The organism is Pseudarcicella hirudinis (assembly GCF_900115665.1).
GTDB lineage: Bacteria > Bacteroidota > Bacteroidia > Cytophagales > Spirosomataceae > Pseudarcicella > Pseudarcicella hirudinis.
In genome coordinates, this window is sequence record NZ_FOXH01000019.1 from 1 (window position 1) to 17,521 (window position 17,521).

8 protein-coding genes are annotated in these 17,521 nt (G+C 39.6%); all 8 read left to right on the top strand.

All coding sequences use genetic code 11. The annotated features are described in order from the left end of the window. On the top strand, positions 1-5,754 hold a 5,754-nt coding region (locus tag BM179_RS22795), incomplete at its 5' end, for a T9SS type B sorting domain-containing protein (protein ID WP_143095303.1). A gap of 106 nt (positions 5,755-5,860) precedes the next feature. Further along, entirely contained in the window at positions 5,861-6,859 is a 999-nt protein-coding gene (locus BM179_RS22800; RefSeq protein WP_229633018.1) for a PorP/SprF family type IX secretion system membrane protein, read from the top strand. Between the two features lie 95 nt (positions 6,860-6,954). Next, positions 6,955-9,366, top strand: a complete 2,412-nt coding sequence (locus tag BM179_RS22805) for an OmpA family protein (protein ID WP_092019489.1) — start codon at positions 6,955-6,957, stop codon at positions 9,364-9,366. A 265-nt stretch (positions 9,367-9,631) separates the two neighbouring features. Further along, the gene (locus BM179_RS22810; protein WP_092019490.1) at positions 9,632-9,892 is read left to right on the top strand and encodes an SWEET family sugar transporter; all 261 of its coding nucleotides are present in this window, start codon (positions 9,632-9,634) and stop codon (positions 9,890-9,892) included. Between the two features lie 163 nt (positions 9,893-10,055). Beyond that, the gene (locus BM179_RS22815) at positions 10,056-10,985 is read left to right on the top strand and encodes a PorP/SprF family type IX secretion system membrane protein (protein ID WP_092019491.1); all 930 of its coding nucleotides are present in this window, start codon (positions 10,056-10,058) and stop codon (positions 10,983-10,985) included. Positions 10,986-11,382: 397 nt separating this feature from the next. Then, positions 11,383-14,133, top strand: a complete 2,751-nt coding sequence (locus BM179_RS22820; protein WP_092019492.1) for a 2-oxoglutarate dehydrogenase E1 component — start codon at positions 11,383-11,385, stop codon at positions 14,131-14,133. Positions 14,134-14,292: 159 nt separating this feature from the next. Beyond that, on the top strand, positions 14,293-15,843 hold the full coding sequence (gene odhB, locus BM179_RS22825; protein WP_092019493.1) for a 2-oxoglutarate dehydrogenase complex dihydrolipoyllysine-residue succinyltransferase: 1,551 nt from the start codon (positions 14,293-14,295) through the stop codon (positions 15,841-15,843). A 238-nt stretch (positions 15,844-16,081) separates the two neighbouring features. Beyond that, the gene (gene lpdA / locus BM179_RS22830; RefSeq protein ID WP_092019494.1) at positions 16,082-17,485 is read left to right on the top strand and encodes a dihydrolipoyl dehydrogenase; all 1,404 of its coding nucleotides are present in this window, start codon (positions 16,082-16,084) and stop codon (positions 17,483-17,485) included. Positions 17,486-17,521: the final 36 nt, after the last annotated feature.

Consider the following 17,521-nt stretch of genomic DNA (forward strand, 5'->3'; position numbering starts at 1 on the left):
TGTGGAAGTACAGTAACGTGGTCACCAGGAAACTTAACTGGTTCATCAGTATCAGTAAGTCCAACAACGACAACAACTTATACTGCGACCTGTGCAGCATCAGGATGTAGCGCACAGTCAAGTTCAGCAATTACTGTAATTGTATTGCCAAATGCTACAAAACCAACTATAGCGACAAATGTTCAGGGTCCGGTTTGTGCAGGTACAGAAGTAACTTTAACAGCTGGTAACTGTAATGGTACCTTATTATGGAATACCGGCGAAACTGCTTCAAGTATAAAAGTAAAACCAACTGCGATTACTTCATATACTGTTAAATGTTCTGTAAATGGATGTGAGAGCAGTGTAGTATCAGATGTGACAACAATTACAATAGGTAATCCGGTAACACCATCTGTAACGGCGTCATCGACATTAATTTGTACAGGAGGTCAGGTAACATTAACAGCTTCAGGATGTACAAATGGAACGATATTGTGGTCGAATGGTAAAACAGGTTCAACAATTACAGAGACACTAGGTTCAACAGGCACATTCTCTGCTGTTTGTAAAATAGCAGATTGCAGCAGTCCTGAATCCGCAAAAGTAACTGTAAACGTAAATATTCCGGGTATTCCGATTATCTCATGTTTTGCAAGTACGATTTGTAAAGGAGAAAGTTTAACGTTAACTGCATCCGGATGTGCCGGGGTAGTTAAATGGTCGAACAACCAGGAAGGAACTACAATCACCGTGAGTCCGACTGAAACGACTGATTACTATGCTACTTGTAAAATAGGAACCTGTGAATCTGCTCACTCAAGTGTGGCAACGGTTAATGTTGGATTGCCGGCGGCTCCTCAGGTAAAATGTAGTAATACACTTATATGCGCAGGAACTGAGGTAACACTTTCAGCAACCGGATGTTCGGGAACTACAAAATGGAATACGGGAGATATCGGAGCAACAATTTTAGTTGCACCAAATGTTACAACTACTTATTATGCAGTTTGTAAAACTGAAAACTGTGAGAGTCCGATCTCAAATAAGGTTACAGTAACAGTAGGAGATGGCTTGAAAACTCCTGTTACAACCGACCTTGTTAATGTTTGCCCTTTCAAAACGGTTGATCTGGCTTCGGCAGTAACAAGTTTGATTTCAACAACAGGAGGCGTATTCGAATTCCATACCGGAATTTCACCAACATCTCCGCTGGTTTCTAATCCAAATGCAGTTGCCGTAACAGGAACATATTATGTATTTGAAAAATCTAACGGAAGTTGCTACTCATCTCCTGCAGCAATTCATGTTTATATCAATAGTAACTGTACAACAGTAAGTTGTATTACGAACCCGGCTACAGTAAATGCTGGCCCGGATCTGACAACCTGTGCAGAGAAACTGATTAAACTCAATGCAACGTTTGGAGGAGCTGCAACAAGTATTAAGTGGACTTCAACAGGAACAGGAACATTTGATAATCCATTGTCACCAACGGCAACCTATCGTTCTTCTCTGGCTGATGTGATTGGCGGAACAGTAAAACTGATTGCTACCACAAATGATCCGGATGGCGCAGGTTCTTGTAAAGCAGCCTCTGATACGCTTGTGTTCACGATGACAGGAATTAAGTTTAAACCTTTGGTTGATGTTACCGGACAACTGAATCTTTGTGGAACCGATTCTGTAGTACTTACTGCTAAAGAGGGTTATCAATACAAATGGTATAAAGTTGGAGATGCTTCATTTGCAGCCTCGACAAGATCAATTGTTGTAAGAGGAACAAGCGGAGGAAGTTACTACTATAAATTAGTTGATCCGAATAAGTGTTGTTCAATTGAATCTGATACCATTAAAGTAAAAGCTGTTTTAGAAGGAGTAACTATTCCTCAGTTTACCGTGAAAAACGGAACAGTAAAAGTACCGGGTACGATAGATTTGACAACCTTGATTCTAGGTCAGATTGATAAGAGTACGATTGTGTTTAAAACATCAGCATCGGCCACCTCTCCAACAATTGCGAATCCGAAAGCAGTGGGTGTAGGTACTTACTACGCATTTGTTAAAGTATCAGGTTGTTTGGTAGGTGCACAGAAAATAGAAGTACTTTCTGAAAGCATTAAAGATGCCGATGTAGTTGTTACGATTACTACAAATAAATCGACATATGCAGTTAACGATACAGTTACGACTACAATCAATGTGAAAAACTTAGGTTTAGGTGTAGCAAAAGGAATTAATGTTCAGACAACGATTCCAGGCACTGTAGTTTATCTGTCAAGTACAGGAGGACTGGTTAAAAATGGAAATGTTCTTTCTGTCAGTATCGATAGCTTGTTGAAAGATAAAGACTCTACTTATACGTATAAGTCAATTGTAAACGGAACCGGATTAACGAACTTTGGTGCATCTGTTACCACAACTTCACCTGATCCGAATACATTGAATAACACGACTAAGGCGCCAGCTACCTTCAACAGTACCGGCGGAAGCTCAGCGATTGCAGATCTTCAGGTGACGATACTAACGAATAAAGTATCTTACGCTTTGGCTGATACGGTTACAACAACCATTACAGTTAAAAACAACGGACCTGCTACTGCGAAAAATGTTAAAGTAATTTCTCAGATCCCTGGAAGCTGGACTTATGTTTCTTCTACAGGAGGTTTAGTTAAAACCGGAAATTCTTTGACAGGTGCTTTGGATAGTCTGAAGAAAGACAGTGTGAAGGTTTATGTTTACAAAGCTGTTATCAATAATACAGGTCAGACACAGGCAGCAGCTACGGTTTCGTCTGATAATGTAGATAACAACCTTGCAAATAATACATCTCAATCGCAGGTTATCAACTCAGGTAATACAGGAAGTGCAGATGTCGCAATTACAATAACAAGTAATAAAGATTCTGCAAGTGTTGACTCAGAAGTGATTTATACGATTTCGATTGTAAATAACGGACCGTCTACTGCGAAAAATGTCAAGGTTACCAACTTGCTAAGTGCAGATCTTGAATTTGTTGCGACAACTTCAACACCGGCTCTGAGCAAAACAGGAGATACTTTGAGTATCAAACTTGACTCATTGGTAAATGGTGCTACCGGTACATACTCTTACAAAGCGAAACTTAAGAAGATAGGTACAATAACAAATGCAGTAACTGTTGCTGCGACAAATGATTTCACCTTGCCAAATAATGCAGCTTCAATTAATGTTCAAGGCTTGCAGGCTGTTGAATCTGACTCTGCAGATATTGCACTTGAGTACACAGTTGACAAAACTGTCGCAGGTAAGGATGATGAATTGACATTTGTTATTACGGTGAAAAATAAAGGACCTAAAACTGCAACGGGCATTGTTGTGAATAGCTTATTGCCTAAGTATTTAGACTTTATTGCAGAAGGAAGTGCTCCTGCTAAATTAGGTGACACATTGAGATTGAGTATCGGAAGCCTTGCAAACGGTAATACAAATCAATACACTTATAAAGCAAAAGTTAACAAGGATACAATCATAGTAAGTACAGTTACTGTTGCCAAGTCATCACCGGCTGATCCGGTTCTTTCAAACAACACGGCTTCTGTAACAATTGCACCTGCAAGTGATACAACCTTCGCCGACCTTGCTGTAGCAATTGTTCCAAGTAAATTGACAGTGGTTAAAGACAGTTCGCTGACTTACACGGTGACATTGACAAATAATGGAGCTGGAAATGCTAAAGATGTTGTGCTGACTAACTTGTTGCCATCTGGTTTAGTCTTTGTTTCAAGTACAGACTTTACGAAAACTGGTGATACGTTGAAAGCAACTATCCCGGTTGTTAATAAAGGAGATGTTAAAGCATTAACATTCATTGCCAAAGCTACTCAGTTAGGTGCTGTTACAGATTCAGTAGCAATTACCAAATCAAGTAAAACAGATATTGTTCTAAGCAATAACAAGGCTGCAGCAACAATTACGGTAATTGATAAAGATACGGCTTCTGCTTGTAAACTTGGTTTGGCAATGTCAGTCGATACTTCTGCGAAACAGTCTGACGGAAGCTACTTTGTAACCTATAAACTGATTGCTAAAAACTTCTGCACAGATACACTGAAAAATGTATCATTGACGGATAGCTTAAGTAATGCCTTCCCGTCACCGGCAGTGTTTGCAATCAGTGTAGCGCCGACAAACCTGAATCCAGCGACTCACTTAGTCTTGAATCCGGGCTTTAACGGAACGAGCGATGTGGCATTGATTAATCCGACAACAAGCTTTATGTTACCGGGTGCGGTTGATTCACTTGCTTTTGTAGTGAAACTGACACCGAATAATAATGGTAATAAGAAAACATTCCTGAACCAATCTGAGATCAAGGGTAAAGACAAAGCCAATAATGTCCTTACCGCTAAATCAAGCAATGGAACGGATGTTAACGCGGTCTCTGGCAAAACTCCTTTGACCTTCGGCTTGCCAAATACAAGATTCGGCTTAGCTAAGGATGTTGATACATTGTTGACTAAACAGGATTCAGTTAATAAAAACCTATGGACAGTTACGTACCATGTATATGTTCAGAACTTAGGTAATAATGACATCAGCAACATTCAGGTAAGAGATAGTCTGGACAGAGTGTTTACCGATAAAGGTGTGGTGATTAAAGGAAAACCGGAAGTATCAGTTATTAATGGTACAGTATTTGTCAATCCTAATTACACCGGACAAGGGGCATTGACCAACTTACTTGCTGATTCAAGTAAACTGAAAAAAGGTGAGTCGGCTGATATTAAAGTGGTCGTGAAGGTTGATGTAAGTCATACTACGGTTTCTGATAATGTCTATAACAACGTGGCAGTCGGAACAGCGAAAGGTACAGACGGAGTTACGTACAATGATGTTTCTACCAAAGGTAAGTTATCAGATCCTGACGGAGATGGAGATCCATCTAACAACTTTGAAGCTACTCCGGTTACCTTACCAGGTCTGAATGTGATAGTTCCTTCAGTAGTAGGTTTAGCGAAGAGTGCACATGTTGATTCTTTAGCAAACGGAACGTTCAATGTAACTTATACTTTAACCGCAATCAATTACGGTGATGCTAAAGTGAAAAATGTTCAGATCGGAGATACCTTGAAAAATGTGTTCAATGGCATAGACGCTAAGTATACTCTTCTGGGCCATCCGACAATCCTTAAAGGTACAGCGAAAGCAGATTCAAACTTTAATGGTTCAACTAAGCTGGGACTGATACGTGCAGATACTAATGCAGTAATGAATGCTAAGGATACATTGGTAGTCAGATTCGTAGTAAATGTTTACAACATAACTAAAGAGTTGTTTGAGAACCAGGCGATCATCTCAGGTGTAAATACAAGTGATGAAACCAATTTCAGCGACCTTTCTACAAATGGTGATAATCCTGATCCTAATGGAGACGGCAAGCCAACTGAAGACGAGAAAACACCGATTATGCTTAAAGTTTCTGAGGAGCTATTCATACCTGAAGGGTTCTCTCCAAACGGCGATGGTGTAAACGATGTATTCCTGATCGGAGGATTCAACAAAGACATCCACGTAGTAGAAGTGATTATCTACAACAGATGGGGTAATGTAGTTTATGCAGTACCTGAATATGACAATGCAAATCCATGGAAAGGTGAAGCTAACCAAGGTATAACTTTATCAAAATCAGGATTACCTGACGGTACTTACTACTACAGTATTACTAAGAAAGATAAAGCTACCGGTGCGATTATCGGTAAGACCCATGTGAGATACATGACAATTTTAAGATAAAACAGGTTGAATGGTTTAGACTTCGGGTTTGAGTGTTAAAACTCAAACCCGGATAAGAGCCGGATTCAGACCCCATCAAAATTTTAAATAACAAACAGAACTCGATATGAAAATCCTAATTATGCTTTCGAGAGCTAAAACCATTGCAGTGTTGACAGTAGCCGTAGTGTTGGGACTGAGCAATAGAGCTAAAGCCCAGCAGGAGGCGTTGTATTCCCAGTACATGTTTAATATGATGGCGGTTAACCCGGCCTATGCGGGAAGTCGTGACGTATTAAGTATGACAGGTTTATTTCGTCAGCAATGGGTAGGAGTAGAAGGGGCGCCAACAACGCAATCCTTCACTATCGATATGCCTCTGAAAAAGGAAAAAGTAGGATTAGGTTTACAGGCTTATAATGATAAAGCCGGAGATATTTCCAATACCGGTGTTTATCTGACCTATGCCTACAGAGTTAAAGTTTCTGAAAAAGCAACACTTGCCATGGGTATAACCGGTGGTGTTACTAACTTAAGAGCAGATATTATTGGTACAAAACTGACACAGGACGGAGACGTTGCTTTCAGTCAGAATGTAAGCCGCTTCCTTCCAAATGTTGGTACAGGTTTATACTTGAGTACAGACCGTGGGTATATCGGGATTTCCTGCCCTGCATTGATTCAAAATACTTTTGGCCAGGTCGATACTACCAAAAAACAACAGGGAAAACAGGCCAGACACTATTTTGCAATGATGGGATTTGTAGTAGGTCTGAGCAATTCTTTGAAATTGAAACCTTCATTATTAATTAAAGCCTCAGAAGCCTCTCCGCTTTCTTTTGATGGAAATATCAACCTGTGGATAAAGGACAGAGTGGCACTTGGAGCCTCATATCGTACTACATTAAAAAGAGATCAGACATTGAGTAATGGTTGGACAGACAGACTTGGAGATGCTGTAATTGGTATGTTGGAATTACAGGTTTCGGATCAGATACGTTTTGGATATGCTTACGACTTTATGGTTAACGGATTGCAGAATAAGCAAAATGGTAGCCATGAAGTAATGCTTAGATATGAGTTTGGTTTCAAGAAAGCAAAGATTCTTACGCCTAGATATTTCTAGGAATTTATTAAACAATAATAGTTTGGCATCTTTAAGCTTTAAAACATAATATTCTTTGCCTAATCTGCTTAGTCAAAACTTTGTACCATAATACCATGATTAATTTGAAGAAATCCGGACTATCACTCCTGTTAGCGCTTTTGATATTGTTTAAATCCTTCGGACAAACTGCTTTACAGCAAGCCGAAAAACAATACAATAATTTAAGCTACCTGAATGCTACCGAATTGTTTGAAAATGCACTGAAAGGAAAACTTTCAGATGCAGAAAAACAATCAGCAAAGATTAAACTTGCTTATGCTTACCGGCAAATCAGAGATTCGCAGAATGCTGAACGTGTTTATCGGGAAGTAGTTGAAAGTGGTGCAGATCTTTCCGGAGATGCTTCAAAAGCATATTTATATTATGCACAGGCACTAGCCAGTAATGGTAAATACAAAGAGGCTCAGGAAATTTATGATAAATATTCAAAAATTGCTTCTGCTGATACCAGAAGCTCCGGTTTTCAGAAATTATACCAAAATCCGGAATCTTTGAGTAGAAATGCAGGCTGTTATAAAGTAGATTATCTGAATATAAATTCCGGCAAAGCAGATTTTAGCCCGATGTATTATAAAAACGGACTGGTTTTCTGTTCAGGACGTACTGAAGGAGTTGGTTTGAAGAGAGTTTTCAGCTGGGATAATTCAAGGTTTTTGGATATGTATTATCTGCAGGATCTTACCCAGCTTACGACAACAGCATCCGGTTTGGGTGGTTCTAACAGCAATACGGGTAAGGTTAAAAAAAGCGGAGGGCAACTTGGATCAGATGAATACACCCCGCTTACTGCGAATGATTCCAAGACACTTGGATATTACGGGGGAACATATATTACACAGGGTGCTAACTATTCTGAGGAACCAAGTGTTGATTCAAAAATATTCAGTAAAACTATTAATACGAAATATCATGAAGGCCCTATGACCTTCTCAGGTGATGGTTCGAAAATGTATTTTACCAGAAATAATTACAATAACGGAAAATATAAAACCAGTTCTGATAAAATCAATAAGTTGAAAATCTATACAGCTGAGGATAAGTCGGGCACCTGGACCAATATCAAAGAGGTTCCTTTTAACAGTGATGAATATTCAACAGGACATCCGAGTATTACAAGAGATGATAAGTTGATGTACTTTATTTCTGATATGCCAGGAGGTATCGGAGGAACGGACATTTATGTAGTGCAGAATACAGGAGGCTCGTGGGGTGTACCGGTTAACCTCGGACCTGAGATTAATACGGCCGGAAATGAAATGTTTCCCTTTGCAGATGAAAAAGGGAATTTATATTTCTCATCAGATGGACATCCGGGATTAGGAGATCTTGATGTTTTCTATGTGGAATTAGCAGACGGAAAGGTAAAAGGAAAAGTTAAAAATCTTGGAACACCGATCAACTCGAGCAAGGATGATTTCGGATTTATTGCAGATGGAGAAAGAAAAACAGGATTTTTCAGTTCTAACCGTAAGCGAGGCGGCTTAGATGATGATATTTACAGATTTACAAGAGAATGTGATGAAAAACCTGAATGCAGAGAACTACAGGTATTAGTATTTGATGCTGATTCAAAAATGCCATTGGATAATGCGGATGTGGAGGTTGCTACTGGTAGTAAAATAGAAATGAAGAGAACAGACACAAACGGCCAGTTCAAGTTGTGTCTGGATGATGATAAGGAATATACTTTCCGTGCATCAAGAGATGGCTATCTGCCAAATCAGGTAGGATTCTCTACAAAAGGAGATAACAATCAGTCGACGCTTGATATCCCTCTTTCAAGACAGAAAACGGATACTACTAAAGTGGCGAAAAGTGTTTCTTTGCCTTGTAAAGTCACAACAATCAGAGGAAAAGTGACGGCCAATCGTGATAAGAAGCCAATTGAAGGAGTAGTTGTTACCCTGAAAAATGAATGTGACGGAACCACCCAGCAAGTAATTACTGGTAAAGACGGAAGTTATCAATTTGATATTTGTGAGGGTTGCGACTATCAATTAGATGCTGCTAAGGAAAACTTTGGGTCACGCAGTAACAAAATTAAGAAAGTCGGTAAGGATGCTCCTGAGTTTATCAGCTCAAATCTGAGCATGTTTGAAGAGAATGAAGTGGTTCAGATGGACAATATTTACTACGATTATGGCAAGTATAATATCCGCCCTGATGCCGCTAAAGAATTGGAGAAAATTGTAACAATGATGAAACGTTATGGCAAAATGAGAATCGAAATACGTTCTCATACAGATAGCAGATCATCTTCTGAGTTTAATCAGCAGCTTTCAGAAAATCGTTCTAAATCAGTAGTAAGATATCTTCATAAAAGAGGAATTGCGCTTCACAGAATGGAGGCCAGTGGTTATGGAGAAACACAGTTACTCAATGAATGTGCTGATAACGTGGAATGTACGGAAGAACAGCATGCTGTAAACCGCCGTTCAGAATTTAAAGTGCTTCAGTTGAAATAGCAGATTTTATCTCAATAATGTAAGAAATCCCCGGATCACGACCTGATCCGGGGATTTTTGCTTTCGGGGCTTGATTTTGAATCCATTCAATAAATAATTGGAATTATTCAGCAGATATTGGTTTGCGGGAATTTTCTGAAAGAGGATTTTGACCAATTCTGACAAAATAATTGTACTTTTTTTATTTTATTAATCTGTAATTGAATTAATGATATAACTTTTCCGTTATCTTTGTGTAGAGATTCAACCTCAAAACACTACAGTCATGTTGGAAATTATTGGTTACATCGCTGGTACTTTAACGACAATAGCTTTTGTACCTCAGGTCTTGCAGATATACAAGACAAAGTCCGCTAAGGATGTTTCCTTAGCAATGTTCCTTTTATTTACCTTAGGAGTATTCATGTGGCTTGCCTATGGTATTATGACAAGATCATTTCCAGTAGTTGCAGCCAATGGAGTAACACTTTTGCTTTCACTGGTTATTCTATATTTTAAAATTAAATACAGAAATGCTAATTCCTGAGGGAATGATATAAATACGATTTTTGTGAACAGACCTGTCGAAAGATAGGTCTGTTTTTTTGGGAAGAAAATCATAAGAGCTATGTAATGGTCGTTAGGTTCTTAAAGGCTTTTGTTTTAATCTTACAAATTGTAACTTCAGACATTTTTCAAAATTCCATGCTATGAAACTACATAAACTGTTCTCTTCTGTCATCCTGTTATTCCTGATAATTACAAAAAGCTTTGCCCAGCAGGAGCAGCTTTATATAGTGTATCCTTTTATGCCTTTAAGCGTTAACCCTGCATATGCGGGAAGCAGGGGAGTCGTTGATATTACAGGGATTTACCGGAGAAAGCCCTTATTTCAAAACCTGGGATTTAGTTCTAATCAGCAATATCTGAGTTTTGATATGCCGATTGCCCAGGACAAGATGGCGATAGGTTTTCAGGCTTTTAATGCTTCGCAGGCTTTCGGAACGGTTGGAGGAATTTCCGGAAATCTCGGTTTTTATGGAGATTATGCTTATAAAATCTATTTACCGCATGATGGAGTTCTTTCATTAGGGGCACAAATAGGATTGACTCAGATTCCTGTAGTTGCACAGGGTAGTACTTCTCAATTCAAAACATCACTTGGTTTAGGAGCTTATTACAGTAACAAAGACTGGTATGCAGGTTTATCATTTTTGAACCTTGCAGGAAGCACAGAGTTTAATTATACCAAACCTGTTTTCCTTACGGCTGGTTATTTATTCGATTTGTCTGATATGGTAAAATTAAAAACAGGTATTCTGGCAAGAAGACTTTCGGGGGGAAATGTTAACACCACAGATCTTGACTTTAATGTAACAGCCTGGATTAACCAGCGTTTCGGCATAGGAGTCTGGTACCAGAATACCGGTTCGGAATTTTCTAATAAAGCCATTTTAGCCTCATTGGAAGTGCAGCTTGGTGACAATATCAGAGTCGGGTATTCTTATGATTTTGACTCAAGTGATGTTACTGCCGGAAGCCAGACCGGGCAGATAGGGGTGGGAGGTTTTCATCAGCTGATGTTCAGGTACCAGCTGGATTCAGGAAACGGGAAAATAGCTACGTTCAAGTATTTCTAAACGTTTCTCTGAGTATTCGGATAATTAATGCCCGAAATTATATAGTTTATCTGAAAAAAACAGAATAAGCCTGTCTTGAAACGCATTAGCTATATAATAAGGTAAATATTTGACAGTTTCAATTCCAGATGAGTATCTTTGAAAGATAAAACTTTTTGATTAATTTATATAAATTATCAAATACGTAAAATCAGGTATGAATCTAAGTAATCATTGTATTTTATCAAGAAAAACTAACTTGGTAAAATGATATTTAAATGTCTATAGTAATTTGGCAAACTTATAGCAAAAAAGGCTTGAAAATTTGTACTTTAATTTGGCATCATCCCGTAACTTTGCCAAACTTATTTTAAGTTTAGTGTTTTTTATAAAAATAGAGATTTAGATTTCTCGAAATATGGACCAATTTTCGTATATCGCCAACGCTGACACGGCGGTAATTGCTGACCTTTACGAGTCATACCTGCAAAACCCTGCTTCGGTTGACCAAAGTTGGCAAGATTTCTTCAAAGGTTTTGATTTTTATTCTTCCTGGAATAATAATGGTTCTTCAAATGGAAAAGCAGGTACTGCAACGGTAACAGCTGCTCCTGATGGAGTTATGGTGCAGAAGGAGATGGCAGTAATCAGTCTGATTAAAGCATTTCGTTCAAGAGGACATCTTTTAGCAAAGACTAATCCGGTTCGTGAACGCAAAGATCGTCGCCCGAGACTAGATTTAAAAGATTATGCTCTTTCTGATGCTGATCTGGACACTGTTTTTCAGGCGGGAAACTTCCTGGGAATCGGTGCAGCTACGCTCCGCAATATTCTTGAAACACTTTATAAAATTTACGCAGGTTCTATCGGTTTTGAATATTCATATATCCGTGAATCTGATGTAAAAGACTGGTTGAGAAATAAGATTGAAAAAGAGGCAATTGCATTTAACCCATCTTTAGATGAGAAGAAACAGATTCTTCAAAAACTAAATGAGGCAGTTGTTTTCGAAAATTTCTTAGGTACAAAATATTTAGGACAGAAACGTTTTGGATTAGAAGGTGGTGAGAGCACAATTGCTGCCCTTGATGCCATTATTAATACTTCTGCTGAATTAGGTGTGCAGGAAGCAATGATCGGGATGGCTCACCGTGGCCGTCTGAATGTGCTTGCCAATATTATGCACAAATCTTACGAAGCTATTTTTGATGGATTTGAAGGAAATCTTCCTGATCAGATTCATGGCGACGGCGACGTAAAATACCATTTAGGTTATTCTTCAAAACATATCACTCCTTCCGGCAAAGAGATTTCTCTGAAACTAGCGCCAAACCCTTCACATCTTGAGGCTGTAAATCCATTGGTAGAAGGATTCTGCCGTGCCAGAGCGGATGCACATTATGAAGGTGATTATGATAAAATCTTACCGATTCTGATTCATGGTGACGCTGCGGTAGCAGGCCAGGGGATTGTATATGAGGTAACACAGATGGCGAAATTGCGTGGTTATGAAACAGGTGGTACCATCCACTTTGTTATCAATAACCAGGTGGGTTTCACGACTGATTTTGAAGATGCCCGTTCTGCAATTTATTGTACGGATGTAGCTAAAATCATTGATGCTCCTGTATTCCATGTGAACGGAGATGATCCGGAAGCTGTAGTTTTCGTGTCAAGAATGGCTGCGGAATTCCGTCAGCAATTCAATCGTGATGTATTTATTGATATGGTTTGTTACCGTAGAAACGGTCATAATGAGTCTGATGAGCCTCGTTTTACACAACCAACCTTGTATTCTAATATTACCAATCACCTGAATCCCCGTGAGATTTATACTCAAAAGCTGATTTCACATGGAGCGATTGATGCCAAACTGGCAAGTCAGATGGATGCTGAGTTCAAATCAGAACTTCAGGCTCGTCTTGATCTGGTAAAACAAAAAGTTCGTCCTGAATACAAACCTTTAAAATTAGATAATCGCTGGGCTGAACTGCGTTATGCAGAGCCTGAAGATTTTGAAAATTCTCCTAATACAAGTATTACTCAGGAGGAGATTGACAAAGTTGCCGCAGCGATGACAAAATTGCCGGAAGGTTTTCATGCCTTAAAGCAAATTGAAAAAGTAATTTCAGATAGAAAAGCGTATTTCGAGAGTGGTTCACTTAACTGGGCAACAGCTGAATTGCTTGCATATGGCTCTTTGCTGGCTGAAGGCAAGTCAGTTCGTGTATCCGGACAGGATGTTCAGAGAGGTACTTTCTCTCACCGTCATGCGGTTTTACATGATGCAGAAAATAACGCCAATTATAATTCATTAAACTATATTCAGGAAGGTCAGGAGCAATTCCAGATTTTCAACTCATTGCTTTCTGAATACGGGGTTTTAGGTTTCGAATTCGGTTATGCTCTGGCCAACCCGGATGCTCTGGTGGTTTGGGAAGCACAATTCGGTGATTTTGCCAATGGCGCTCAAACAATGATTGACCAGTTTATTTCTTCTCATGAATCGAAATGGGGAACAATGAATGGTTTGACCATGTTATTGCCTCATGGTTATGAAGGACAAGGACCTGAACACTCAAATGCACGTCCTGAGCGATACCTTCAGCTTGCTGCAGAATACAATATGATTGTGGCGAATTTAACTACTCCGGCAAACATTTTCCATGCATTGCGTCGTCAGTTGTCATGGGATTTCCGTAAGCCTTTGATTGTAATGTCGCCGAAATCTATTTTCCGTCATCCGAAAGTAATGTCGCCTATTTCTGAGTTTACCAATGGATCTTTCCAGGAAGTTTACGCAGATACCTATGCTGATGCGAAGAAGGTGAAGAAAGTATTGCTTTGCAGCGGAAAAGTTTATTATGATTTGCTGGATAAACAGGAAAAGGATCAGCGTAAAGATGTGGCGATTGTCCGCATCGAACAAATTCATCCATTCCCGACAACAAAGGTTGAAGCTGAATTAGCTAAATATCCTAAAGCGAAAGTTTACTGGGTTCAGGAAGAACCTGAAAATATGGGTTACTGGTCATTTGTGATCCGTGAATTTGGATGGAAACCGTTTGAAGCATTGATTGCCCGTAAGAAAAGTGCATCACCTGCAACAGGATTCCTGAAAATTCATAATGAAGAGCAGGCTGCTTTAGTAGAGAGAGCTTTTAGTTAATTTTGGAATTTTGATTACGAATTTTAACAATTATAATTCGTTCAAATAACCATCTCAATATTCACACAGAAATAATTAAAATTAAGATAAAGTCAGGGATTTGAATTTCGCAGTCTGATCAGGCTAAGGAATTCAAATCCCGAAATCCGAAATCGAATTATGGCAATCGAAATGAAAGTTCCGCCGGTAGGCGAGTCAATAACGGAGGTAACAATTGCTTCCTGGAACAAAAAAGATGGTGATTCAGTAAAAATGGATGAAGTTTTGTGTGAACTGGAATCAGACAAAGCTACTTTCGAATTACCGGCAGAGGCAGAAGGTATTTTGAAGATTGTTGCAAAAGAAGGTGAAACCCTTCCTATCGGAGCTGTAATTTGTATCATTGAAACAGTTGGAGCGAGTGCAGGCCCATCAGCACCTGCTGCCGTGCCGGCAACGGAAGCTGCTGCTCCTGTGGCAGTTCAGGCCCCTGCTCAGGTTTCAACTGAAGCTAAAGTTATTGAAATCAAAGTTCCGGTAGTCGGAGAATCTATTACAGAAGTAACAGTTTCTTCATGGAATAAAAAAGAAGGAGATACTGTAAATATGGATGAAGTTTTGTGTGAATTAGAATCAGACAAAGCTACATTCGAATTACCTGCCGAAGCAGCTGGTGTACTGCACATCATTGCTGAATCAGGAACTACTTTACCAATCGGAGGATTAATTGCCACGATTTCTGTCGGAGCCGGTTCTGCTGCCCCTGCAACATCAGCTCCTGCAGCGGCACCTGCTGCCGTGGTATCTGCCCCGGTTGCTGACAATGGCTATGCTGCCGGTCATGCTTCTCCTGCTGCTGCAAAAGCATTGGCAGAAAAAGGAATCGATCCTGCAACGGTTTCCGGTTCGGGTGTTGGTGGAAGAATTACAAAAGAAGATGCTCAGAGTGCTCAGAAACCTGCCGTACCTGTTGCAACACCTGCTCCTGCAAAAGTAGCTGCTCCTGCGGTGGTACAGGCCGGAGAAGGAAACAGAACTACCCGCAGAGAAAAAATGACTTCTCTTCGTAAAACTGTTGCCCGCAGACTGGTAGCTGTAAAAAATGAAACAGCAATGTTGACTACCTTTAATGAGGTTGACATGAAGCCGGTTATGGATTTACGTGGAAAATATAAGGATAAATTCAAAGAGAAACATGGTGTTGGTTTAGGTTTCATGTCTTTCTTTACCAAAGCTGTTTGTGTTGCTTTAAAAGAATTCCCTTCAGTAAATGGTAAAATTGACGGAGATGAGATTGTTTTCCATGATTTCTGTGATATTTCAATTGCCGTTTCAGCTCCGAAAGGATTAGTTGTTCCGGTAATTCGTAACGCAGAAGCCTTGTCTTTAGCAGGTATTGAGTCAGAAGTTGTTCGTCTGGCTGGCCGTGCAAGAGATAACAAATTGACCCTCGAAGAAATGACCGGAGGAACCTTTACCATCACTAATGGCGGGGTATTCGGTTCAATGATGTCAACTCCGATTATCAATGCGCCACAAGTAGCTATTTTAGGTATGCACAATATCGTTGAGCGTCCTGTGGTAGTGAACGGAGAAATCGTGATTCGTCCGATGATGTACCTTGCCCTTTCTTACGATCACCGTATCATCGACGGACGTGAATCGGTAAGCTTCCTGGTTCGTGTAAAACAACTATTGGAAGATCCGGCTCGTTTGTTATTAGATGTTTAGGACATAATTCAGGTAGGGATGCAATCTTTGTGTCCCTACTATTTTTTTTGTGAATACTGACTCTTTCCTGTATTCACATTTATCATGTAAAATCAGTTTATCTATATATTTCTCTGATTTTACAATGACTCAGGATTAATATTTATACCATATTCTAAAAAGTTAGAAACACAAATATTTTGTAATTCTTCCTGCTTTAAATTGGGCAGTTTCCCGCCCAAAATCAGAAAACTAACATATGCAATACGACGTAATAGTTATCGGCTCTGGTCCTGGTGGTTATGTAGCAGCCATACGTGCAGCACAATTAGGCATGAAAACTGCCATTGTTGAGAAATACTCAGTTTTGGGAGGTACCTGTCTTAATGTAGGCTGTATTCCATCAAAAGCTTTGCTGGATTCATCAGAGCATTTTTATAATGCTGCTCATTCTTTCAAAGAGCATGGTATTGAAATTTCAGATCTGAAAGTAAATCTTGAACAAATGATTACCCGCAAACGCGGAGTCGTTGAGAAGATGAACAATGGAATTTCATTTTTGATGAAAAAGAACAAAATCACTGTTTACAATGGTTTTGGTTCATTTGTGAATAAGAATACTGTAAAAGTGGCAAAAACAGATGGTTCATCTGAAGAAATCACTTCTAAAAATATCATTATTGCTACAGGTTCAAAACCAACAGTTTTGCCTTCAATGCCTGTAGATAAGAAAAGAGTAATTACTTCTACCGAAGCCTTGAATCTGACCGAAATTCCTAAACACCTTGTAGTAATCGGCGCCGGAGTAATCGGAGCAGAATTAGGTTCTGTATATGCCCGTTTAGGAGCTAAAGTAAGTTTTGTTGAATTTGCTGATTCGATGATTCCTACGATGGACAAAACGATGGGTAAGGAATTACAGAAATCTATCAAGAAACTTGGTGCAGAGTATTATTTCAGTCATAAGGTAACTTCCGTTGTAAATAACGGAGATGATGTAACCGTAACGGCGAAAAATGCTAAGGATGAGGATGTGACAATCACCGGTGATTATGTATTGGTATGTATCGGCCGCAGACCTTATACTGACGGTTTAAACCTTGAGGCAGCCGGACTTGCCGCTGACCAGAGAGGCAGAGTCGAAGTAGATGAGCATACTTTACAAACGAAGGTAGAAGGTATTTATGCAATCGGAGATGTTATCCGTGGTGCAATGCTTGCTCATAAAGCTGAGGAAGAAGGTGTTTTTGTGGCTGAAACTATTGCAGGCCAAAAACCTCATGTAAATTATTTACTGATTCCGGGTGTAGTTTATACCTGGCCGGAAGTGGCATCAGTGGGTTATACAGAAGAAGAATTGAAAACTTCAGGCCGTGCCTATAAATCAGGTTCTTTCCCATTCAAAGCATTAGGCCGTGCAACAGCCTCAATGGATACAGATGGTTTGGTGAAAGTGCTTGCGGATAAAGCTACTGACGAAATCCTCGGAGTTCATATTATCGGAGCGAGAGCTGCGGATATGATTGCTGAGGCCGTTGTTGCGATGGAATACCGTGCAAGTGCAGAGGATGTTGCCCGCATGTCACATGCGCACCCTACTTATACAGAAGCGATGAAAGAAGCTTGTCTGGCCGCAACTGAGAATCGTGCGATTCATGCATAGATTTTGCTGTTCAAATCATCAGAAAGGCCTTTGGAA